The sequence below is a fragment of the Nostoc spongiaeforme FACHB-130 genome (assembly GCF_014698475.1).
Classification (GTDB): domain Bacteria; phylum Cyanobacteriota; class Cyanobacteriia; order Cyanobacteriales; family Nostocaceae; genus Nostoc_B; species Nostoc_B spongiaeforme.
This window is the reverse complement of sequence record NZ_JACJTB010000002.1, coordinates 163,811-185,810: the sequence shown is the minus strand read 5'-3', so window position 1 is coordinate 185,810 and position 22,000 is coordinate 163,811. Positions and strand designations below refer to the sequence as shown.

The 22,000-nt window shown below is 40.9% G+C and carries 20 protein-coding genes; 9 read left to right on the top strand and 11 right to left on the bottom strand.

What is annotated here, in order from left to right; translation table 11 throughout:
* Nucleotides 1-247 precede the first annotated feature (247 nt).
* Nucleotides 248-3,226, bottom strand: a complete 2,979-nt coding sequence (gene pruA / locus H6G74_RS03045; protein ID WP_190966254.1) for an L-glutamate gamma-semialdehyde dehydrogenase — start codon at nucleotides 3,224-3,226, stop codon at nucleotides 248-250.
* A 390-nt stretch (nucleotides 3,227-3,616) separates the two neighbouring features.
* Between pruA and H6G74_RS03040 the strand changes: the two genes are divergently transcribed.
* Nucleotides 3,617-4,624, top strand: coding sequence for a molybdopterin-dependent oxidoreductase (locus tag H6G74_RS03040; RefSeq protein WP_190966253.1), 1,008 nt, complete (start codon nucleotides 3,617-3,619; stop codon nucleotides 4,622-4,624).
* Nucleotides 4,621-6,099 carry an adenylate/guanylate cyclase domain-containing protein gene (locus tag H6G74_RS03035; protein WP_190966252.1) on the top strand — a complete coding sequence of 493 codons (1,479 nt, stop codon included), beginning with the start codon at nucleotides 4,621-4,623 and terminating at the stop codon, nucleotides 6,097-6,099. The genes H6G74_RS03040 and H6G74_RS03035 overlap by 4 nt, the downstream gene beginning before the upstream one ends.
* Before the next feature lie 55 nt (nucleotides 6,100-6,154).
* Here H6G74_RS03035 and H6G74_RS03030 read toward each other — a convergent pair whose 3' ends face one another.
* The 4 genes from H6G74_RS03030 to H6G74_RS03015 all read right to left on the bottom strand — a co-directional run bounded on the left by H6G74_RS03030 (nucleotide 6,155) and on the right by H6G74_RS03015 (nucleotide 9,061).
* Complete coding sequence (locus H6G74_RS03030; protein ID WP_190966251.1) at nucleotides 6,155-6,829, bottom strand: type 1 glutamine amidotransferase domain-containing protein; 675 nt, start codon at nucleotides 6,827-6,829, stop codon at nucleotides 6,155-6,157.
* Between the two features lie 45 nt (nucleotides 6,830-6,874).
* Complete coding sequence (locus H6G74_RS03025) at nucleotides 6,875-7,165, bottom strand: putative quinol monooxygenase (RefSeq protein WP_190966250.1); 291 nt, start codon at nucleotides 7,163-7,165, stop codon at nucleotides 6,875-6,877.
* A 145-nt stretch (nucleotides 7,166-7,310) separates the two neighbouring features.
* Complete coding sequence (map, locus tag H6G74_RS03020; RefSeq protein WP_190966249.1) at nucleotides 7,311-8,081, bottom strand: type I methionyl aminopeptidase; 771 nt, start codon at nucleotides 8,079-8,081, stop codon at nucleotides 7,311-7,313.
* A 5-nt stretch (nucleotides 8,082-8,086) separates the two neighbouring features.
* The gene (locus tag H6G74_RS03015; RefSeq protein WP_190966248.1) at nucleotides 8,087-9,061 is read right to left on the bottom strand and encodes a Gfo/Idh/MocA family protein; all 975 of its coding nucleotides are present in this window, start codon (nucleotides 9,059-9,061) and stop codon (nucleotides 8,087-8,089) included.
* Nucleotides 9,062-9,420: 359 nt separating this feature from the next.
* On the opposite strand from H6G74_RS03015, the gene H6G74_RS03010 reads away from it, so the two are divergent.
* Both H6G74_RS03010 and H6G74_RS03005 read left to right on the top strand, forming a co-directional pair.
* Nucleotides 9,421-9,720 (top strand): ferredoxin, encoded by a 300-nt coding sequence (locus H6G74_RS03010; RefSeq protein ID WP_190966247.1) that lies wholly within the window; start codon nucleotides 9,421-9,423, stop codon nucleotides 9,718-9,720.
* Nucleotides 9,721-10,081: 361 nt separating this feature from the next.
* Nucleotides 10,082-10,381 carry a ferredoxin gene (locus tag H6G74_RS03005; RefSeq protein ID WP_190966246.1) on the top strand — a complete coding sequence of 100 codons (300 nt, stop codon included), beginning with the start codon at nucleotides 10,082-10,084 and terminating at the stop codon, nucleotides 10,379-10,381.
* 198 nt (nucleotides 10,382-10,579) lie between these two features.
* On the opposite strand, the gene H6G74_RS03000 is transcribed toward H6G74_RS03005, so the two are convergent.
* Complete coding sequence (locus tag H6G74_RS03000) at nucleotides 10,580-12,247, bottom strand: SpoIID/LytB domain-containing protein (protein ID WP_190966245.1); 1,668 nt, start codon at nucleotides 12,245-12,247, stop codon at nucleotides 10,580-10,582.
* 115 nt (nucleotides 12,248-12,362) lie between these two features.
* Here H6G74_RS03000 and H6G74_RS02995 point away from each other — a divergent pair, with 115 nt between their 5' ends.
* The 4 genes from H6G74_RS02995 to H6G74_RS02980 all read left to right on the top strand — a co-directional run bounded on the left by H6G74_RS02995 (nucleotide 12,363) and on the right by H6G74_RS02980 (nucleotide 14,848).
* The gene (locus H6G74_RS02995; protein ID WP_190966244.1) at nucleotides 12,363-12,626 is read left to right on the top strand and encodes a ParB N-terminal domain-containing protein; all 264 of its coding nucleotides are present in this window, start codon (nucleotides 12,363-12,365) and stop codon (nucleotides 12,624-12,626) included.
* 98 nt (nucleotides 12,627-12,724) lie between these two features.
* Nucleotides 12,725-13,216, top strand: coding sequence for a Dps family protein (locus tag H6G74_RS02990; protein WP_190591945.1), 492 nt, complete (start codon nucleotides 12,725-12,727; stop codon nucleotides 13,214-13,216).
* A gap of 80 nt (nucleotides 13,217-13,296) precedes the next feature.
* Nucleotides 13,297-13,959: a nucleotide exchange factor GrpE gene (gene grpE, locus H6G74_RS02985; RefSeq protein WP_190966243.1), complete on the top strand. Its 663-nt coding sequence runs from the start codon at nucleotides 13,297-13,299 to the stop codon at nucleotides 13,957-13,959.
* 562 nt (nucleotides 13,960-14,521) lie between these two features.
* Nucleotides 14,522-14,848 (top strand): STAS domain-containing protein, encoded by a 327-nt coding sequence (locus tag H6G74_RS02980; protein WP_190966242.1) that lies wholly within the window; start codon nucleotides 14,522-14,524, stop codon nucleotides 14,846-14,848.
* On the opposite strand, the gene H6G74_RS02975 is transcribed toward H6G74_RS02980, so the two are convergent.
* From H6G74_RS02975 to H6G74_RS02955, 5 genes are all read right to left on the bottom strand, one after another.
* Nucleotides 14,849-15,985 carry a PP2C family protein-serine/threonine phosphatase gene (locus H6G74_RS02975; protein WP_190966241.1) on the bottom strand — a complete coding sequence of 379 codons (1,137 nt, stop codon included), beginning with the start codon at nucleotides 15,983-15,985 and terminating at the stop codon, nucleotides 14,849-14,851. It lies immediately after the preceding gene.
* Nucleotides 15,986-16,152: 167 nt separating this feature from the next.
* Complete coding sequence (locus H6G74_RS02970; RefSeq protein WP_190966240.1) at nucleotides 16,153-16,920, bottom strand: DUF1350 family protein; 768 nt, start codon at nucleotides 16,918-16,920, stop codon at nucleotides 16,153-16,155.
* A 165-nt stretch (nucleotides 16,921-17,085) separates the two neighbouring features.
* The gene (locus H6G74_RS02965) at nucleotides 17,086-17,673 is read right to left on the bottom strand and encodes a Uma2 family endonuclease (RefSeq protein ID WP_190966239.1); all 588 of its coding nucleotides are present in this window, start codon (nucleotides 17,671-17,673) and stop codon (nucleotides 17,086-17,088) included.
* A 109-nt stretch (nucleotides 17,674-17,782) separates the two neighbouring features.
* On the bottom strand, nucleotides 17,783-18,514 hold the full coding sequence (locus H6G74_RS02960) for a hypothetical protein (protein ID WP_190966238.1): 732 nt from the start codon (nucleotides 18,512-18,514) through the stop codon (nucleotides 17,783-17,785).
* A 153-nt stretch (nucleotides 18,515-18,667) separates the two neighbouring features.
* Nucleotides 18,668-19,441 carry an MlaE family ABC transporter permease gene (locus tag H6G74_RS02955; protein ID WP_190966237.1) on the bottom strand — a complete coding sequence of 258 codons (774 nt, stop codon included), beginning with the start codon at nucleotides 19,439-19,441 and terminating at the stop codon, nucleotides 18,668-18,670.
* Between the two features lie 730 nt (nucleotides 19,442-20,171).
* On the opposite strand from H6G74_RS02955, the gene H6G74_RS02950 reads away from it, so the two are divergent.
* Nucleotides 20,172-21,860: a fasciclin domain-containing protein gene (locus tag H6G74_RS02950; protein ID WP_190966236.1), complete on the top strand. Its 1,689-nt coding sequence runs from the start codon at nucleotides 20,172-20,174 to the stop codon at nucleotides 21,858-21,860.
* The last annotated feature ends 140 nt before the right edge of the window (nucleotides 21,861-22,000 follow it).

Here is a 22,000-nt window from a genome sequence, read left to right as displayed (position 1 = left end):
CTAATTTGATGGATGTTTTTTTGTGCGATCGCCATCCGTAAACAAACAAGCTCAAAATTAAATTTATATCCCCACACAAAGCATAACAGTGTGTGGGAAAGCGATTACTTGCTATTACTAGCCGTGACAAAATTGGCGTAGCTTAATTCATTCACTCAATTCCAGTTATAAACTTGTTGGCGAAAACCTTTCCATTGTTCATCAACTTGTTTGAAGTAATGAATTTGAATTTCCCTAATTACAAGGATTATTCTGCGCCTTCGATGGGTGCAAAACCTTGGCGTTGAATATTTTCTGTGATTGTGCGCGGTTCGAGGAACTGTAGCAAGTAGTCAGGGCCGCCTGCTTTAGAACCGACACCAGAAAGTTTGAAGCCGCCGAAGGGTTGCCGAGCTACGATCGCTCCTGTAATATTCCTATTAATGTACAAGTTACCGACTTCAAATTCTTCCTGTGCTTGTTGAATATGGGAAGGTGTGCGGGAATACAAACCGCCAGTTAAGGCGTAATTTGTCCCGTTAGCAACTTTTAATGCTTCAGCAAAATCCCTCACCTTAATTACAGCTAACACAGGCCCAAATATTTCTTGTTGAGCAATAATGCCATCGGCTGGAACTTCACTAAAGATAACCGGGCCGATAAAATAACCTTGGGCTGGAGATGGTAACTCTAGGGCTAGTTTTGCTTCTGCTTTACCCTTTTCAATATACTCCCGGATGCGATCGCGGGCATTAGCATCAATCACAGGCCCTACCTGCGTACTAGGTAACTCAGCCTCGCCAATATTCAAAGATTTTGTCGCCTCAACTAACCTCGCCACAAAAGTATCGTAGATTGATTCGACAACCACCACCCGCGAACAAGCCGAGCATTTCTGCCCACTGTAACCAAAAGCTGACTGCACAACCCCCACAACTGCTTGGTCTAAATCAGCACTTTCATCAACGATGATGGCATTCTTGCCACCCATCTCTGCAATTACTCGCTTCATGTGCCTTTGCAAAGGCTTTAGGGTTGCTGCCTCTGCGTAAATTCTACAGCCCACTTCTTGAGAACCAGTAAAAGCAATTACATGAGTATGAGGGTGACTCACCAAGTAAGCGCCAACCTGGGAACCCTTACCGGGGACGTATTGAAAAACACCATTGGGAATCCCCGCCTCAACCAAAATTTCTGTGAGTTTGGCAGTAATAATCGAAGATGTTTCCGCAGGTTTCAGCAGTGTACAATTACCCGTAACCAAAGCAGCCACAGTCATTCCACAGGCGATCGCCAACGGGAAATTCCAAGGCGAAATCACCACCGCAATTCCCCGTGACTGGTAGATATAACGGTTTGTTTCTCCAGGTACGTCATAATTAACACCTTGAGATAACCGTTCCATCTCATCAGCATAGTAGCGACAAAAATCTATCGCCTCTGAAACCTCTGCGTCAGCTTCCTTAACAGGCTTACCCACCTCCAAAACTATCCAAGCCGACAACTCCGCACGGCGTTCTTCCAGCAAATCCGCAGCCTTGCGTAAAATATCAGCCCGTTGCTTCACAGGCGTTTTCTTCCACCCAGGAAACGCCGCCTTCGCCGCCTGCATCGCCTGTTCCGCCTGTTCCACACTAATCAAGCCAACCTTGCCAATCACCTGAGTAAAATTAGAAGGATTAACAGAATCAATCACCTCCAGAGTATTCACATACTCCCCATTAATTAAAGGTAGATAACTCTTCCCAAACTGCCGACGCACCCCCTCAAAAGCCAGCGCCGCCTTCCTCCTTCTCTCCTCCTCAGCATAATCAGTATCCGCCGCACCTACAAACCTCCCCTCCTCTTCTTTGCGACTTTGCGCCTCTGCGCGAGATATATCCGGCGGTGCAAGCAGTTCCTCCACAGGCCGATTCTCCAAATTCTGCCGCAAAAATGAACTATTAGCCGTATTCTCCAACAACCGCCGAATCAAATACGCCATCCCCGGTAACAATTCCCCGTAAGGACAATAAACCCTCACCCGATAACCCTGATCAACCAAAGCCTTCGCTAATTTATCCCCCATCCCGTACAGAACTTGCATTTCAAAACAACGGCGGGGAACCTTTAAACTTTCCGCTATCGCAATCGCCCGTGCTTGCGATCGCACGTTATGACTACCAATGGCAGCATAGACATATTGATGATTTTCCAGCAACAACTGAGTTATCGCTTCAAAATTGGCATCAGTCGCCACCTTGTCATTGTAAACAGGTTGCGGCCAATGCTTCTGGGCTGCTTTAATAGTTTCCTGATCCCAATACGCACCCTTCACCAAGCGAATTGTTAAAGGATATCCGCGCTGTTTCAACCAAGCAATCACATTTCTGGCATCTTGCTCACTATCACGCAAGTATGCTTGGATTGTGATCCCTATATCTGTGCGTTGGCGAAACTCATCTTCTAGTAATAACTTTTGCAAAATATTCAGAGTTAAATCTTTATACGCATACTGTTCCATATCAAAATGAATAGCTGCGCCTAACTCTTTGGCATAACGTAATAAGTTACGAATGCGATCGCTAACTCTTTCCTCACTACCTTTAGCATCTAAAGGGTCAAATTGCGAATAAAACGCGGTTAATTTCACAGAAACTTGGACTTTTGCCAGCCTTTCGCCATCTGCTTCATCAATTGCGGGAATATGCGTCCAATTTTTTGATGCTTCTACCAATTGGGCAATCAATTCTTGATAGCGTTCTAGATAAGACTGCGCCTCTACTTCTGTAATTACAGCTTCGCCAAGTAAATCAATTGTGAACGCCATTTTTTCTTTCCGCAGGCGTTCAACTGTTTTGATGACTTGTTTAATATTTTCGCCAGCAATATATTTATGTGCTAAAGTTTCCACCGCAGTCGAGACAGTTGTTGCAGCCACTTGTCCCGGCATCGAATCGGGGTTAGCAAAATTTAACATCCCCTTGAGGGCGGCTGGTAATTCGACAGTTTCATCGCCTAAATATTCTTGTAAATGGGCAGCAATTTCAGGTTTACTGCGTAACGCTGGCAAAGTATCAATAAAGCGGAAAAGTTGCACCCGCAAACCCGGATTACTCATCGCCCAAGCAAGTAATTTATCATCCCAGCGCATTTGGTCGCGCAAGGAAGCTAAAAACGAACGATTTTCTTGGGTAGCTGATAAGAGTTGTTTAGCAATTTCCTGGGTTTTAGGTTCGTAGATGCTGGTTTGTATTTGTAACACCACAGATAATAATCTCCTTAACTTAGTGCATAACTGTTTATAGACAGTCCGCGTCTTCTATTGTGACTCTTGAATTTTGCTTGTAGCAAAGTGCTGAGGAGCCAGTGCGTTGCGGAGGTTCCCTCCGTTGTAGCAACTGGCGTTGCTGAGTCTGGCTACAGCTATAGAAACTTAGGATAGTTAAGTTTTTCTAGAGTAGTTTGGCACACAGAGTAAAACTGTATTACCTCGTTTATATCTTGCACTGGGCGACTGGAAGTCGCGGCTACACAAACTAAGTCCGCCTGCGCGGACTAATAAAAAATCAAGGTTTTAACCCGCGCAGGCGGGTTTTGCCTGTATAGCCGCGATTTCTAATCGCTGGGGGTAATTCTCAGCACTCAGCACTTAAAAATGTGGAAAAACTTAGCCTTAATACCTTTAACCATCGCAATTGTCTGTGTGGGTGGTTGCACAAACCAACCAACAGATAAACAACTGGAAGTATGGCGCAAAGAAGCAATCGCTCGCAATGCGGAAATTGTTGCAAATAACACTAAAAAAGCACAGCAAAGTCAGTGGAATTTGGTTATTCAAGGTGAAACGACTACTGGCGAATCTTTAAATTTCAATTGGCAGCAGTTACAAACTTTAGCAACCAATCATCTCAAAACAACTGATCCTCTAGACATCCTGCATTCTAACGAGATTTTTGATTTTCGGGGTGTGCCTGTAGCGGTACTTTTACAACAATTTGCTGTCGCCAGTCATGTTACGGATGTAACTTTTGTTTCCTTTGATTCTTACCAAACTACCCTGAGTCTCAAGGATTTGCTGACATATCCAATTATGTTGGCGATCGCTAAAAATAATCAACCAATTGCCCGCACTCAAGGTGGGCCTCTTTATTTAGTCTTTCCCTATACTCAGTATCCGCAACTGAAGCAAAAGTATGACTCAGCGAATTGGGCATTTTATGTCAGTCACATCGTAGTTGGGACTGAACCAGTCAAACTCCAAGTTAATCAGCATCAAGTTAACTTAGCTACTTTAGATCAATTATCGCAAATCACCTTAGAGCAAACAGTCGGCTACAGAATATCTTGGCCTAGTGGCAAAATCAAACTCTCTGGAGTCAGGCTGCGTGATATTTTCACTCACCTCAATGAACCATTACCCCAACAGGGAGGAGTCATAATTCGCGGTAAAGCACCATTTTATGATGATGCTCCAGTACGATTGACTACTAAAGATTTAAGTAAGTGCGATATTTTACTAGTAACTCGTTGGGGCGAAAGCCGCGAGTTAATTCCCGCTAAGATGGGAGGCCCAGTAACTTTAGCTTTTAGTTCTCAATGTCCTGCCAAAATTAGCCAATCGCGCTGGGTAACATTTGTAGAAGAATTAACCACTACACCATGAAATTATTTAGTTTCCGCTCGATTCGTACCCGAATCATGACTGCAACAACACTATTAAGTGTGGCGTTGGTGGGTGCAGTTGTTTTGGTATGGGCAAAAACTGAAAGTACCCTTTACCGGGAGCAGAAATTGAATGAAGCCAGGTTCATGTCTAGGGTGTTGGGGACTTCCACCTTTGCTAATCACCTAGAAGAGCGCAACTGGAGTCAAATGCGTCTTAACTTGAATGTGATGCTGCGAGAAAACGAGGATTTTGTCTATATTTTGGTAACTGATGCACGGCTGGAGAATCAGATTATTGCTGCTTCACCTGAGTATCTACAAGGACAATACATTCCCGATATTGTGCCTGTGAAGGTGAGCAATGCAGCGCAGAAAGCATCGCCAAAATCTAGTTCTATTGAGACTTTTGCATTAACAGATATCCTCTTTGCTAATCATATCAGGGCGAAACGTGGCGATCGCATTATCGAAGTAGCTTCATCTATTCCACGGCTATCAGGTGAAAAAATTGGCACTTTACGCTTAGGTGTGTCTCTGCGCCAAGTTAACCTTGCTGTCGCCAATGCAGTCAATCAAGCATTAATAGTCGGTGCTATTGGGCTGTTGGTGAGTTGGGTGTGTGCATATATTCTGGCGAGACGCTTGAGTAACCCAATTCGTCGTTTACAAATTAGTGCTGCTCAAATTGCAGCTGGAGATTTGCAACACCGGGCAGCAATTACCAATGCAGATGAAATTGGTGCATTAGCAACATCGTTTAATGAGATGTCTGCTGCATTGCAAAGTTCATTTAGTAAATTACAGAGAACTTTAGAATCTTTTGAATTATTTGTGCCGAATAAATTTATTTTAGCGATCGCACCCCAAGGCATCGAAAATATTGAGGTAGGTATCGCAGTCACACGCCACATCACAATTTTATTCTGTGACATTCGCGGTTACACTTCCATTTCAGAAATGATGACACCAATCGAGATATTTACATTTTTGAATGACTACCTAGCTTGTATTGGGCAAGTAATTGATCGTTCAGGAGGGTTTATTGATAAATATATTGGCGATGCTGTCATGGCATTATTTGATGATGACAACACTGATGGCGCACTCAAAGCAGCAATTTTAATGCAGCAAGCCCTAGATCAGTTTAATCAAGAACGGATGCAAAAAGAACTCCCAAAAATTAACATTGGCATTGGCTTGCATCGTGGTGAAGTAGTCATGGGGACAGTCGGATTTACTGGACGCATTGATTCTACAGTCATTGGTGATGCTGTGAATATTGCCTCACGCATTGAAGGCTTGACTAAACAATATGGCTGCAAAATTTTGGTAACAGAAGCAGTGATTGAGAGTTTATCTCAACCAGATTTGTTCTCATTAAAATTGGTGGATCAAGCAGTAAAGTTAAAAGGTAAGGATGAAGCGATCGCTGTTTACGAACTTCTTTTGGTTACACCAACTGTTCTGATCTGATATTCTCTTTGAACTCAGCACCAGCGACTTCATTCAATTCATTGCACCGCAATTGTTATGCAGACTCCAAGAGTGCGATCATTTTCTCGGCAACACCTTTGGCAGAAGCAGGATTCTGTCCGGTGACAAGATTTCCATCGACGATGCTGAATGCCTGCCAAGGTGCCGTCTTGTGGAAGAGTGCGCCTTGTTGAGTGAGCGCCGTTTCCAACTCGAAAGGCACATCAGCTTTTGCGTAGTTTTCTTCCTCGTCGTTTGTAAATGAACTGATATTCTTCCCAGCGAGCAGATAGGTGCCATCACTCAACTTGACGTTCAGCAACGAGACTGGGCCGTGACAAACAGCCCCAACAACAGCACCCCGCTCGTACGTCTCTTTCACAACCTTTTTGAGGAGTGGATGCTCAGGCATATCGACCATCGGTGCCAAACCGCCAGGCATAAAAATGGCGTTGTATTGGCTAACGTCTACATCTGAGAGCTTTTTCGCTTTCTGCATTGATTCCCACCCTTTTCCTACCAAGAAGGCTAAGTTATCAGGGTCGTCAGCAAGATTGAGCGCATCCAGAAACGGTGTATCTCCGGTGAGGCTTGCAAAATCAATTTGGTATTTTGCTCTGTCGAATTCAGCATAAGGATGTGCGACCTCTGGCAGAAAATTTCCCGTCCTGCGGTTGTTCGGGCCAATAACGCACGCATTCGACACGATAAAAAGAATCTTCTTTGACATAGTTTCTCCTGAATGTGGTTTTTTAGCTCAGTTCGGGACAAAGCTTTAAACAAGCTTCTTCACCGATATCACCTCGCGGCTTTCCAGATAGGGGATGATCTCTTCTGCAACGATTCTTTTATAGTGTTCTGATTGCCTGTGAGATTCTGCGGCAGTGGTGTCGGTGTAGTGTTCGCAAAGAATGAGTTCGCAAGGATCATTTTCCGACTGATAAATCATGTAGGAAATATTGCCTTCCTCCGATCTGGTCTTCTCGGCCAGTTCCGGTAGCAATTTCAAGATCCGCGACGTTTCCGACTCCTTAATTCTCCATTTCACGATAATGATTTTTTCCATGTGCCTATACCGTTTCACAAAAAAAATGATACAAATTTATGGGTTTTTCATTCTTTCCCCCTGCCCCCCTGCGGCCTATTTGTATCAAACTTGAAGTGAAAATTAAACGGAATAAGCTCTAAGGAACACTGTAAATGTGAGTTTTTTACTCAGCTTCAGGCAGAGTCAGAATTTCTACCCCATCTTCTGTCACCACAATTGTATGTTCAAATTGGGCTGATAATTTGCGATCGCGGGTTACAGCCGTCCAACCATCACTCAACATTTCTACTTCCCAAGTCCCTTCATTAATCATCGGCTCAATGGTAAATACCATTCCAGGTCTCAGGCGCTTACCTTTGCCGCGAGTCCCATAATGCGGGATATCAGGCGCTGTATGGAAAATATTACTAATGCCATGTCCGACAAAATCCCGCACCACAGAAAAACCCTGAGACTCTGCATATTCTTGAATTGCTGCGCCAATATCCCCAATCTTTGCGCCTGGTTTGACTTCCGCAATTCCACGATATAGGCACTCTTGAGTTACTTCTACCAACTTTTGCGTTTTAGCAGCAGCATTACCGACAATAAATGTTTTTGATGTATCACCGTGATATCCATCTACAATCGGCGTAACATCAATATTAATAATGTCACCATCTTTGAGGATTTGTTTAGCATTGGGAATGCCATGACAGATGACCTCATTCACACTGGTGCAGATTGATTTGGGGAAACCCTTATAACCCAAGGGTGCGCTTTTCGCATTGTGCGCTTGTGTCCAACGTTCAGCTTCATCGTTGAGTTCCAGTGTACTTACCCCTGGTTTTACTAGTGGTTCAAGATGCTCTAGGAGTTTAGCTGCCAAGCGCCCTGCCCGACGCATTTTTTCAATTTCTCTTGAGGATAAAATAACAATTGTTTCGGTTTTCATGGGCATTAATCTAAAGCATCATTCAAAAATATAGTTAACCCTGAGTTTGCTGCTCTTTGGACAGCATCTGCTACCTTGAGCGTATATAAACTTGCTTCGGGAGTGACATACAAAGGAGCATCATCAAACAAATGGTCTAAGACCATAGTGGTATCTTTGGCAAACAAACCCCGGCGTGTTCCCACATTTATGGCTGTGGTTTCTCCTGATTTAATTAAGTAGCCAGTATTACCATCAAAAATTAAACCGCCTTTTTCGCCGTGAACCTCAAATTTGCGCTCTGGCTGCCAAATTGTTTCACCTTTGCCGTAAATTACTTGTGCTAACAGTCCACTATGAAAGCACAGTTGACTCACACACATACAAGTTTGGTAGTACTCTGATTCTACTGCCCAATATCGCTGATGACAGTTGACTGTAAAGACTTTACCAAACAAATCAATCAGGCGATGCAAACGAGAAATTGCCCCAATCAACGGAAAGCCAAATAATTCATGATTATAAGTCCACTTGCGCGGAGCCGGATTTTGAGGATTGATTGTGCTGTAGCGCACATAAAACACATCCCCCACTTGCTCTAAATTTTGTTTTAAAGCTTGGTGTAAGCCACCCAAAAGTTCTATATGTTCCACATGCAGCAATTTCTTTTGGGCTTTGGCCAAGGCGATAATTTCCTTGGCTTCTGTGAGATCAACTGCTAGAGGATATTCTACAATTACATGCTTGCCGTGGATCAGGGCAGCACGGGCGATCGCGCCATGATCTCGATTCACTGTGGATATCACTACCATATCCACATCTTCTCGTGCTACTAACTCTTGCCAAGAACTTAAAGCTGAGGTTTGATATTCTTTTGCGAAAATTTCTGTTGTTTCTGGGGTATGACCAACCACTGCGACGAGATGCGATCTCTCATCTTGCAGCAGTGCTTCTGCCCTGAGTTTTGCTGCATACCCAGTACCTACCAAGCCGACGCGCACTTATGCTTGTCCCAAAACTGCCTCTGAATTATACATGATTTTAAAAGGGAACAGAGAACACTCCGGGGCATCGCTGGGAAATAGGATTGGTAGGTAGGATTTATTGCAAGTTCTTTTCCGTTCCTCCCCTTTGGGTTTGGTTCCATCTATACTGACTGCCAAGTATAAATGAAACTTATTATTTTGATGTAACTAAATTTCATTACTAATCGCGTTGGATTTCCAGTTACAAGGTTTAGTTTTTCCCGTAGTATCAGAATTGAAGTAAATTTTCATGACCGGCTAATCTTATAAGTTAAGCCGTAAGTACTGCTTTAGCATAACTTATACTGCCGTTTACAAAAGAGAGGAATCCTGAAATGGCAACTTACAAAGTTACACTGATCAACGAAGCTGAAGGCTTAAATACAACAATTGATGTTCCTGATGATGAATATATTCTAGACGTAGCTGAAGAACAAGGTATAGATTTACCTTACTCTTGCCGTGCTGGTGCTTGCTCCACCTGTGCAGGTAAATTGGTCAGTGGTTCTATTGACCAGTCTGATCAGTCTTTCTTAGATGATGAACAAATCGAAAAGGGCTATGTCCTGACTTGTGTAGCTTATCCTACCTCTGACTGTACAATTGAAACTCACAAAGAAGAAGACCTTTACTAAAAATTGGGTTCTCACAATCCTTACAGCTTATTGATTCAGTGAGATGTGTAACTGCAACGTAAAAACTTGAGTATCAGAGCAAGTAAGAAATAGCAGGAATGTACCCTAATCAAAAGGTGCATTCCTTTTTTGTCGTCATTGTCCTATAACCTATGGGTCGATAGTTATAAATTAAACTTATTGTTTTGATGTGACTAAATTTCATTACTAATCGCGTTGGATTTCTTGTTACATAGTTTAATTTTTCCCGTAGTATCAGAATTGAAGTAAATTTTCATGCGCGGCTCATCCTATAAGTTAAGCCGTAAGTAATGCTTTAGCATAACTTATACTGCCGTTTATAAAAGAGAGGAATACTGAAATGGCAACTTACAAAGTTACCCTGATCAATGAAGCTGAAGGTACAACCAACGTAATTGATGTTGATGATGATGTATACATTTTAGACGCTGCTGAAGAAGCTGGTCTGGATCTACCTTACTCTTGCCGTGCTGGTGCTTGCTCCACCTGTGCAGGTAAGTTGGTCAGTGGTACTGTTGATCAGGGAGACCAATCCTTTTTAGATGACGATCAAATCGAAGCTGGATATGTGTTGACTTGTGTAGCTTATCCTACTTCTGACGTTACAATCCAAACTCACAAAGAAGAAGACCTCTACTAATAGAGGATTTACGTACAAAGTTTGTATGTGGAGATTGGGTGTAGGGGTATAAGGGTATGAGGCTTCGCCGAACTTCCGAACGGTGTAAAAGCTTTAGATACATACACCCCTACACCCTTAAACCCTTCTACCAAACCTTCATTTTTCGTTTTCTGGCTTCAGCCGTTATGAGTGTGAGTTGATCTGACTCAGCAAGATTTACAACTTAATGTTGTCGTTAAAGATTTGAATTTTTGTCCCTGGATAGTAAAACTGGAGAATTTTTGACGTTTCCCAGCCCAGTTTGGCTAAGTTTTGTGCGCCAGTTTGACTCAAGCCGACACCATGTCCTAGCCCTCCACCAATAAAAGCGTAACCCCATAATTCAGCTTGGCCTTTATTTAAGGGTTGTAGGTAAAACAATGTACTCACAGGTGCAGCAAAGGCGCTGCGTACTTCATCTTTGTGTAGGGTAAATACGCCAATATCGGTTTTGACTGCTAAATCGAGGATACGCCCACTGTGACTACGCTTGGTGACTGCGATCGCCTCAATGGTTTTAAATTTAGCGTAGGGGCTGTTTTTGACGCGCAAGAATTTTTGTAAATCTTTGGCTATATCTTCCAGGGAAGTTTCTTTATTCCAGCGAAACACATCCCAGTTGCTTTCATTGAAGCCTTGCTTCATGTTAATAAATTTGCGGAAGTTCTCTTCATCAGCCAAACTCTGTTGTGATAAGTCCCAAAAATTAATCGGCGTATCAACTACTGGTTTTAAATAAGGACGATCTTCCCCATTCCAGACATCACTAAAAAAGGCTGTGACACCACCGGTTGTAGAAGAATACAAGGCATCAATTAATTGGTTGTTATAAGTTACTACCATGCCTCTAGTTGCGGCGATCGCTTGATCTGTTTTGCTAGTTGCCCCACTCAGCCCATAATAAACTTGACAGTGGGTATCAGCACATAATTGGTAGTTATCAACAGCAAATCTCCGCAAATTTCTTAAAGCGTAGGTACGGGCTAAAATTGCTTGGGCTTCTAAGGCGGCTTTGGGCGCATTTGAACCAATTTCGTTAGGAACAACACCGCGTAAATAAGTTTCTAAGGAGACTTCATTGACTAATGTATATGTACCGTAAGCATTGGGCTGCAATGCCATTCGCCCCGCATACACCCGCCCAGTTCCCGATTTTTCACCTTTGTTGATGCGAATTAAGTTTTTATCGGCGCTGATGGCTAAGTTCATTGGGCTGTAACGTTTACCATTCACTACCCAACTGATTTTCGGTACTTCTTTCTGCACTTTCGTATCGATATATGCCATTTTTGCGCCAGACTTTTGCAAGTTCTCAAATAGCAAGCGACGCAATAAAGCTGTGCTGTAAACATCCCGCTTGGCCCAAACTTGCCAACGTTCTGGCTGGGCAATTTCTACTTCTACCCCTTGCGATCGCCATTTTTTGGCGCTATCTTCTGCTGTTTCAAAGGTACGGTATGTCCCTAAAACCACTACTTCCTGAACTACAGGTTTAGCCACAGCTTGCATCACTGTTTCTAGTTTTACCGGTTTGTCAGTGACTATGGTCTGTTGCTTGTTACCTAGAGGAAAGCTTAACCGCAAGCGATCGCCTTTTGTCGGTTCTAGTTGCAGCTTGGCTGTGGATTTTTCGCCAAATCTCTGAATAATTCCGACTCTTAATTCTACATCTTGGCTGTTACTTCCCGGCCCGGATGCGGCTGTCAGCCCCAATAGGCAAAATGTCGTTACTACTGTGTAAGACAAACGCCAAAACGAAAATTCGACTGTGACTTGATTCTGCCTTTTCGTATTGCGTCGGGGCAGAGTTACCATTTGCTTTGTAGCGTAGTGGTTTTGTCGCATGAATGCTCCAATAGTACCATTGCCAATGTAGCTACCTAAATTACTTGCAAATCAAAGTCATAACGACTATGATTTATCTATAGGCACAAAACAGAATTAGTTGGATTAACTCCTGATGGCTAAAGTCCAAGAAATTCCCTTAAATCAAATTAAACGTCCCCTACCCCGTGCCAACGATCCCAACAAGGTTAAAGCCTTAATGGAATCCATTGCGGAGATTGGACAGCAAGAACCCATCGATATTTTAGAAGTAGACGGCCAATATTATGGCTTTTCTGGCTGCCATCGTTATGAAGCTTGTCAGCGTTTAGGACAAGAAACCATATTAGCCAGAGTCCGTAAAGCTCCTCGCAGCGTTCTCAAGATGCACTTAGCGTAAAGAAGTATAAAGTGTGAAGTATGAACTTTCATAATTCAGCCTTTAAACTTCATCATTCTTAGCCCCTCATCCTCAAATAATAAGTTTAGGAGAAAATTATGTCATCTCAAGCAACAGTAAAAAATGTAAATATTGGCATCGACGAAGAAAATAGAACCAAAATTGCCGAAGGATTGTCTCGTCTATTGGCAGACACCTATACACTGTATCTCAAAACTCATAACTTCCACTGGAATGTTACTGGGCCAATGTTTCAAACATTACATCTAATGTTTGAGACCCAGTATACAGAACTAGCTTTAGCCGTGGATTTAATTGCTGAACGCATCCGGGCTTTGGGTTATCCTGCACCTGGAACTTATAGCGAATATGCCAAACTCAGTTCCATTCCCGAAACCCCAGGAGTACCAAAGGCTAAGGAGATGATTCAATTACTGGTGGAAGGACAAGAAGCGGTAGTGCGAACTGCGCGATCGATTTTTCCCATAGTAGATGAAGTCAACGACGAACCCACAGCCGATTTGTTAACTCAGCGTATGCAAGTCCATGAAAAAACTGCTTGGATGTTGAGAAGTTTGCTGGAAGAATAAGGAATGTGAAGGATGAAGCGTGAAGTATTTTAAGTATGAGTTTCATACTTCATCCTTAAGCCTTTATTCTTTCCTGAGCGATGGCAAATCTTGATTTCACACAAAAACTGCAAGATTTATCCCAAAAAGTCGGGATTACAAGTTTTAAAGCTTTGAGTAAAGCTGCTGGTGTCTCCGAACGGCAAATATTGCGGTTACGACGGGGAGAGGTAGAACAAATCAGAGTCGATGTGTTGCTCAAGTTGGCTTTTGTTCTCCAGGTGTCGTTAAATGAACTGGTTACAGCTTTTTCATCACGAGAGTTGAATCAAGCTGATCAAGTTGCTACTCAACAGATGTTGCAAGAGATTGCTGATTTAAAAACCGAATACCAGCGATCGCAATTACAAATCAAACAACAACGAGAGTTATTACTCCAAGAATTCCAGCAGTCGAGTTTGCAATTGCTGGAATCTTTATTATTGCAATTTCCGGCTGCGGCTCAAAAAGCAAGAGAAAATCCCCAGTTGGAAGCAGTGAAGATACTACCATTAATCGAAAACTCACTTAAAAAACTGTTACAAGCCTGGGGGATAGAAGCGATCGCACCAATCGGCGCAGAAATCCCCTATGATCCCCAAAAACATCAATTAAGCAAAGGAAATGCACAGCCTGGTGAACTAGTCAAAGTCCGCTACAGTGGCTACTTGCAAGGCGATAAATTGCTCTATCGAGTCACCGTAAGTCCCATTGATTCCGGTTGAGGCAATTATATTTAAATTTTTAATTGATTACTGAACTAAGTTTTGTGAAAAATATTACAAATATTGGGAATACTAATAAAGTCGAAGTGATCGCTGCTGCAAATCTCAGTAAATTTATTCAGGGACTCTCCATCTTATTTACTATAGCCTTCCTGATTCTCTACCTAAACGAATAGTTGAGAAATCAAATAAGATTGCTACATATTCTGGTGCGATTGATACAAAAATTAGTTTTACTTCTCGGTTATGTTCATATATCTAACTCTTTTTGATGAGAATTTTGAAAAACTTAACTACAAAAATATATTTTTGTAATTTAAGTTACGATACGCTGAATACAGAAAAGTTTAGAGATTTCTTAATCTTGATAAATGAAATTATGGATACTTCTTAATTGGAATTAAAGATGTATTATCAACACTCACATCACAAAAGTAGTGACATCAATTTAGCAAATGCTAGTAATCATAACTTGGATTTTGCTAGTTTTCTGCTCAAAATAGCTATTAGTATATAATACTAACAAAATCAGCATCTTTTCATACAACAATGGAGAAATATTATGGATAATCAAGTACAAGTTGTAAAGCTCAATGGTATTATCAACACCAACAATTCACAAACTCTGAGAGAAAATATTACTGAACTTCAAGGAACTGGTGCAAAAATTGTGCTAGTTGACTGCCAAGATGTGACATTTATGGATAGTTCAGCTCTGGGGGCTTTAGTTTTAGCTTTCAAAACATTAAGAGCGACAGGTACAAAATTAGTGCTTTGTTCTATTAATGAACAAGTGAGAATTTTATTTGAATTGACTGGTATGGATAAAGTTTTTGAAATTTTTCCTAGCCAAGATGAATTTCATCAAGTTGTGCTTTCTAAAAATTAATTACTGAAATTGAATTTGTAAGATTGATAAGTCATCATCAAAATTCTCTTTGGAGTTTAAAGCAATTAGGTAATTTAGCACTTGCTCTAGTGGGCAATCAAAGGTATTTTGTATGCTTACTAATATTTGAATTAACCCATCTAAACTCCAAAGAGTTCCGTCAGTTTTGGTGATTTCATAAGCTCCATCACTAAAAATATACAGATTGCTAAAGTCAGCAATTTGACAACAAGCATCAACATATTTTGCTTCAGGAAACATCCCCACCGGCATACCAGGAGTTCTCAATAGCTGCACCTCAGTATTTTTTGGGGATTTGCCAGATACTAATACGGCTGGCGGATGTCCAGCACTAGCATAAACTAACTGCTGGGTAACTCGGTGATAAACCCCATACCAAATGGTAAAGTATTTATCATTTTGATAATCTATCTGGAAGGTTTCATTTAATCCGCGCAGTACATCACTAGGTTGATAGTAATTTAAACTTTTTAAAGCCCGCGATCGCAGTAAATTTAACACCGAAATAGATGGGAGAGTAGCCCTAAGTCCATGTCCGGCTGTATCTAATAAATAAACTGCCAAACAATCATCATCCAACCAATAATAATCAAAACAATCACCACCGAGTTGCCGTGAAGGAATAAAACAGGAATTAATCTTGAATGGTTCTGTGGTTGGTAAAGGTAAAAGTGAGCGCACATATTCAGCCGCTTGTGCTAATTCTGTTTCTAAAAGCTGCTTTTGAATTTGTAAATCTCGACTTAATTGATGCAGCCTTAATCCAGCTCTAACCCTAGCTTTTAATTCGTTCTGCTCGATAGGTTTAGTGATAAAATCATCAGCCCCAGCATCTAAACCCTTAACGCGATCGGCAACAGAATCTAATGATGTTAATAAAATAAAAAAACTAGTGGATAAATTCGGATCATTCTTAATATAATTACACACTTCTAGCCCATTTAATCCGGGCATAATCCAATCACAAATAATTAAGGCTGGATGATAGGCGATCGCTTTCTCAATACCTTCTTCTCCATTACAGGCAGTAATCACCTCATAACCTTGTTTTTCTAACAGCCTTTTGAGAAATACTTGTATTGTCTGATCATCATCGATTACTAATATTTGTAACATAAAAATTTTGATATAATTAATTATTATTTGATATCATAAAAAATCAACAAATTAACAAATTTAAAATTTCTCAACTTTCCTAAAGTTATCTCCTGTCAGATACCCGACTTCTTACAAAAATCAGGTATCTTTAGGACTGCTATATCTGTTCAGGAATATATCAAAAATTACGGTGGTGATAAAGGATTTATCCATAGGAGAATAGCACGCTTAAGTTGATGTAAATCACGGTAGACTTCTTGCTTAAACCATTGTCCCAAAGCATCAAAAGGAGTGAATGAAGCACCGATTTGCCATTGAATATCTTGTCCGAGAGGAGTTGTATGAGTTCCAGGTAAGGTTTGTGCTGTAACCATTTCTGGAAAGCGTTGTTGTAAAATTTTGGTTAAAGCTGCTGATTGGTCGAGGTTATCGTTATTGAATTTAATTAGTAAATTACGGCGGACTTTATAACCTTCCTGCACAATCTTATTGGTTTCTAATGGCGAAGGTGTAAACTCAATTGCTAAACTAGAATTGAGTTGCTCAACTAAAGGAATAGCATCTTTAGCTGCATAATTATTAAAGGATATTAAGATATTTCCGGCTCTTTCTACAGAATACAAACTACCGATGAGTAAATGGAGTTTGCAACCCATACTATGGCCAATACCATAAGTAGGAAGATACAGCTTACGCAATAAACCAGAGTCGTGTAAGCGTTCGAGGGTGCGTTCAAAGTTTAACAAAACAGATTGGGCGATCGCTATGTGATCTAAAGTGTTCACAAAGGGAGTCGCAATCACAAGATATCCCTTACTGGCTACCTCTTCCAGTAACCAACGGTAAGTTAGGTGGGGTGCAGTAGCCACAAAAGCACCCCCTAAAAAATGGACAATACCTATAGGATTTTTGGGAACCAGTACCCAGTTACCTCTAATTTCTTTCCAGTCCATGCCTGTAGGCGATCGCTTAATTTACACTTCTTTATATTAGACTGGGAACCGCGACACTGGGGTAACATAGCAGAATTCAGGAGTCAGAATCAGAGAAATACTGAGCTTTGCAGACTGAGCAACAGAAAAAATGATGCGATCGCAGATTTACTCAACTCCTGTAACTCAGTTCCTTCCTGCCAAAATTTGTGCAGCACTTAAATTCAAATCCGGGAAAGTCGCAGAAATCACCCGTTCTTCTCCTCGGAATGCAACAGCATCATAGAAACCTCCTACCAACGTGCATACTGTTACTACCTGTTGAAGATGATCAACAATCCAATATTCAGGAATTCCGCGTACAGCATACTCAGAACGCTTGTGGCGATAATCTGTCGTTTGAGTCGATTCGCTGACAACTTCTACCACCAATATGGGAGGAGTTTCATCAAGTTCAATCACAGCTCCTCGATTCAACATTGCTTCCCACTGGGCGGTTAATAACACCACTACATCTAGAATGCGTGAACTATCCCAACGTCCCCCGCGTGGCGATCGCACTCCCACAGAGAACTTTTGTGCTGTCCAATTCTTACTCATCTTGGCACTTTCATCATCAAAAGTTCTTTCTAAAAACTTGGAAATACTGCCATGTTTGCCAGTACCAAGACTCATGGGGATAAGTTCTCCATCTACTAATTCATATTGAGTATCTGTACCATCACTATGCTTGAGATACTCTGCAAAAGTTAGTTTCTTAGTAGTTGCAGTCATAGCGATGTTTTTAGCTCCTGCCCCCAACTATAGCAGTCACAGTAAAAGTTCCCAAGCAATCTACTATCTCCCTTCCCTTGTCTTCCTCAATAAAATTGCCGTCTCACATTCATCCTTGACTTTGCAATTTTTTCATTTCATACTGCACATCTAAAGCAATCTGTAATGCTTCATTTAATAACTTGCCATGTTCAGTAGCTTTTTCTGTAACTTGCATTGTTGCCAAAGCTGCTAAATTATTGGCAAATAATTCAGCATTATGAATAATAAAATTCTTATTTTCGCGCAGAATTCTTTCGGTTTTCAAAGCTCGTACTAAATCGGCTCTGGTAAATTGCAATGCAGCAATTACTTTTTCGCGTTCTTGAATACTAACTTCTGCATTTCCTGCCGCTTCTATTTGATCATTAATATCTATGGCTTTAATAACTGCATTATATCGGTCAACATCATTTAAAAGAATGTGTAGAGAGCTAGTCATATTCTCTTTTAATATTTTCTGAATATTGCGCCACAGCAAATAGAAAATTAACTGTATGCCAGCACTACCAAAAAAACACATCATTAGTAGTAATATCCAAGATGGAATAGTGAGCCAATTGGCAAATAATTTAATAATAATATCCAGAATTAAATAAGTAAAAACAAATATAGAAAAGCTAATAAAAACTACTGTAGCTCCTTCAGAGCCTTTCATTTTATATATCAATTGTTTACTAAATTCTTTTAGAGGATTAGTAATTAAAACTAGTTGATATTTGACAGGCAAATTAGTTAGTTGTTGTAATTCTTTTTGACTAATTTCTAAGCCCTGTAAATCATCACGCACAGCTTTCCCCATAATTAGCTACATAGTCATTTAATACAATATAACAATCAAATTTCCAGATTGCTAAATCAAATGTCATTTTGGCAAGAATTTTTTACTTCAAGAAAACTAGTATAAAAACACTAGTTTTGCTTCAGCGAAAGTACTTAAGAGGATGAGAAATTACTAAATATTAAGCTGTCCAGAAAGTAATACAGTGATGATAAAATCCATGATAAAAATTGATACCCAAGTAGTAACAACTGCCGTTGTAGCTGATTCTCCAACTTCCTTTGCACCGCCTTTTGTAGTTAGTCCCCAACTGCAACCATTAACAGCCACCAGAATTCCAAAAATGAATCCTTTTAACAAAATAATCATTAAATCTGAGGGTTCTAAAAAATTTCTGACTGATTCTAAAAAAGCTTCTGGAACAATCTGGTAAAACTGTGATGCAGCAAATACACCACCCATGATGCCAATCATCAAAGCAAAAATCATCATTAAAGGCATCATTAAACAGCAGGCGATGACTCTAGGTAGTACTAAATAATCTATCGGATCAGTTCTGAGCATGTAAAGTGCATCAATTTGTTCTGTAACACGCATTGCACCCAACTCAGCAGCAAAAGCAGAACCAACTTGTCCTGCAAGAATACTAGCTGTCAAAATAGGTGCTAATTCTCGGCAAAAAGCTAAAGCAAAGGCACCTCCCACCGCACTCACAGCGCCAAATTGAACTAATTCTCTGGCGGTTTGAATCGTAAAAATCATCCCCGCAAAACCACTCACCAGCAGCACTGGCGAGATAGAACCAGGCCCTGCTGTCACCATGTGTTCCAGAATTTTGCGATAGTAAGCTTTTCCCTGAAGCAAATGAAGTATAACTTGACCAAACAGCAAGACAGCAGCACCACAACGTACAATCCATAATTGTTCGAGATTTTGTTTTGGGGGCAATTTCCCCTCCTTCAGACTGAGTTTTTGGGAATAAAATATATCACAGTCCTATTTGATATATGAATAAAAGAGGCAAGGGAGACAAGGAAGAGAAACGTACTTTATTGGTAGGGAAGTGCTTGTCCACACTTTTGCAGTTATACCCTGGTACAACAAGGAAAAAGGAAAAAGGCAAAAGGCAAAAGGAAAAAGAAAGAATAGTGATACCATAAGCCTTTTAGCAATTTCTTATGCTCTGTTTATTTACGCCAAACTGTACTAGTCAAATAGATTTTTTATTTGTTTTGAAATTTAGTAAAACAAACTCAAAAATCATTTTTCATACTGCACTACATCCTGAAAAGCTGGCAGTCTGATGGTGATTATACTCTAATTATGCAGGGTAATTGCTGGTTTGGGCTGATTTTTTTAGCAAAATATCATAAATAGACCAACTATCTAAGGTAAGAGAATTTATTTTAAAAATGTAACCTTTTAGCTAGTTGTTGAAATTTAGTAATTTTTGGAAATATTAACTATAGATGTGGTAGCAATTTGCTATTTCTAATATTACTAAATATCATGCAGCAGGAAGATTACGGAATTACTTAAAGGAAGTATTGTTTTAGCTCATGAACGGAAATGAGCTTCCTACTATGAAAAGCCTGTGTTTTTTCATATTGGGTTGATTTGTCATGTCTGAGAATATTTGAATTTTTCATATTTCTACTTTGTTCTGGAGGAAATTTTCATGGGTAACTTATTTGGTTGGTCATTAGCACAGACCACTTTGGTGGTTTTAGGAGTAGCAACGGCGGCATTTAACCCCATAGTAGTTTCGGCACAAACAACCGAGCCATCTACAACACCTGCGCCATCGGTGACACCTTCTTCAACTGCTGCTAGTAATTTTTCTGATGTGAGTACAGATTACTGGGCAACTCCTTTTATTCAAGCATTAGCAGCCAGAAATGTAATTTCGGGATTTCCAGATGGTTCATTTAGACCCAACCAAGCTGTAACTCGTGCCGAATTTGCGACGATGATTCAAAAAGCTTTTAATCAAAATCCAGTTCGGCAAATTAGTGCGGGTGGGTTTACAGATGTACCTGCTGGCTATTGGGCAACTCCGGCAATTCAAGAAGCTTACGAAACTGGGTTTATGACGGGATATCCTGGTAATGAGTTTCGCCCTAATTTGCAAATTCCGAAAGTTCAGGCGATCGCAGCTTTGTCTAGTGGTTTAAATTTAAATACTAGCGGCAATGCTTCTGATGTTCTCAGCACTTACTATACAGATGCTTCTGCAATTCCTGACTATGCAGTTAACAATGTGGCTGCGGCAACTCAAGCTAACATTGTTGTCAACTATCCAGATGTAAAACAACTTAATCCCCAAGTTCCGTTAACTCGTGCTGAAGCTGCAAGTTTGTTGTATCAAGCCTTGGTTAGACAAGGACAAGCCCAACCTCTGGCTAGTAATTTGACGGCTGCTAATTATATAGTGGCAGGTAATACTGGTAATACTCCAACTGGTAACGATATTGTTTCCATCGCTGCATCTAATAATTCTTTTACTACCTTAACTACTTTATTACGGACAGCAGGTTTAGCTGATACTTTACAACAACCAGGCCCTTATACAGTGTTTGCGCCTACAGATCAGGCGTTTGCTGCTTTGCCTGCTGGTACTATTGAACAGCTACAGCGCCCAGAAAACAGAGAAGTGTTAGTGAAAATTCTCAGATATCACGTTGTTCCTGGCTCATTAACTTCTACTCAACTGACACCTGGCGAACTAAGAACGGCTGAGGATCAGTCTGTAAATATCAAAGTAGATAGTGCAAATAATCAAATCGCTGTCAACGATGCGCGAGTAATTCAACCGAATGTTCAAGCGAGTAATGGTGTGATTCACGTTATTAATGAAGTTCTAATTCCACCTAACTTGGATGTGAGTCAACAACCAACAGAGAATAATCAAACTACTCCTGGAAGCACAACTACGGATATTGAGGCTGGTAGAGCTACCCGTGGCGGTTCTAGTTATATTGGTGTTGCTGGTAACATCGGTTTGGGTGGAGACTCCGCTTTAAGTGAAGGAAATATTGCCGTAATTAGTAAAGTCGGGCTAACTAACTATATTTCTGTACGTCCTTCCGCCGTCTTTGGTGATGACACTGTGGTTTTAGTACCTGTAACCTTTGACTTTTTACCTCGTTCTGTTAATCCCACAGGTGAGCAACGTTTCCCTGTTTCACCTTTTGTTGGTGCTGGTGTCGCTATCGAAACTAGCAATGATGCTGATGTTGGACTGTTGTTGACTGGTGGTGTGGATGTACCTTTAGGCGATCGCTTTACCCTGAATGGTACTGTCAATGCTGCTTTTTTGGATCAGACTGATGTTGGTTTGCTGTTCGGCGTTGGTTACAACTTTTAATTCAATACAGTGTATTGAGCTTTAAAACTGATGGCGATCGCTTGTCTTTGTGGATGGGCGATCGCTTTTATTATTGTTCTCAATGCTGGGGTATGTCAGTTATCAAAATTTGTTAATTTTGCACACTGCCTAGCATCTGA

Excerpts from the sequence above, each read along its gene's own strand:
- H6G74_RS02960 (WP_190966238.1), bottom strand. The coding sequence starts at position 18,514 with ATGGGGAAAGCTGTGCGTGATGATTTACAGGGCTTAGAAATTAGTCAA.
- H6G74_RS02970 (WP_190966240.1), bottom strand. The coding sequence starts at position 16,920 with ATGGACTGGAAAGAAATTAGAGGTAACTGGGTACTGGTTCCCAAAAAT.
- H6G74_RS03035 (WP_190966252.1), top strand. The coding sequence starts at position 4,621 with ATGAAATTATTTAGTTTCCGCTCGATTCGTACCCGAATCATGACTGCA.
- grpE (WP_190966243.1), top strand. The coding sequence starts at position 13,297 with ATGGCAAATCTTGATTTCACACAAAAACTGCAAGATTTATCCCAAAAA.
- map (WP_190966249.1), bottom strand. The coding sequence starts at position 8,081 with ATGAAAACCGAAACAATTGTTATTTTATCCTCAAGAGAAATTGAAAAA.
- H6G74_RS03000 (WP_190966245.1), bottom strand. The coding sequence starts at position 12,247 with ATGCGACAAAACCACTACGCTACAAAGCAAATGGTAACTCTGCCCCGA.
- H6G74_RS02950 (WP_190966236.1), top strand. The coding sequence starts at position 20,172 with ATGGGTAACTTATTTGGTTGGTCATTAGCACAGACCACTTTGGTGGTT.
- H6G74_RS03025 (WP_190966250.1), bottom strand. The coding sequence starts at position 7,165 with ATGGAAAAAATCATTATCGTGAAATGGAGAATTAAGGAGTCGGAAACG.
- H6G74_RS03010 (WP_190966247.1), top strand. The coding sequence starts at position 9,421 with ATGGCAACTTACAAAGTTACACTGATCAACGAAGCTGAAGGCTTAAAT.
- H6G74_RS02975 (WP_190966241.1), bottom strand. The coding sequence starts at position 15,985 with ATGTTACAAATATTAGTAATCGATGATGATCAGACAATACAAGTATTT.
- H6G74_RS03030 (WP_190966251.1), bottom strand. The coding sequence starts at position 6,829 with ATGTCAAAGAAGATTCTTTTTATCGTGTCGAATGCGTGCGTTATTGGC.
- H6G74_RS03040 (WP_190966253.1), top strand. The coding sequence starts at position 3,617 with ATGTGGAAAAACTTAGCCTTAATACCTTTAACCATCGCAATTGTCTGT.
- H6G74_RS03005 (WP_190966246.1), top strand. The coding sequence starts at position 10,082 with ATGGCAACTTACAAAGTTACCCTGATCAATGAAGCTGAAGGTACAACC.
- H6G74_RS02980 (WP_190966242.1), top strand. The coding sequence starts at position 14,522 with ATGGATAATCAAGTACAAGTTGTAAAGCTCAATGGTATTATCAACACC.
- H6G74_RS02990 (WP_190591945.1), top strand. The coding sequence starts at position 12,725 with ATGTCATCTCAAGCAACAGTAAAAAATGTAAATATTGGCATCGACGAA.
- H6G74_RS02995 (WP_190966244.1), top strand. The coding sequence starts at position 12,363 with ATGGCTAAAGTCCAAGAAATTCCCTTAAATCAAATTAAACGTCCCCTA.
- H6G74_RS02965 (WP_190966239.1), bottom strand. The coding sequence starts at position 17,673 with ATGACTGCAACTACTAAGAAACTAACTTTTGCAGAGTATCTCAAGCAT.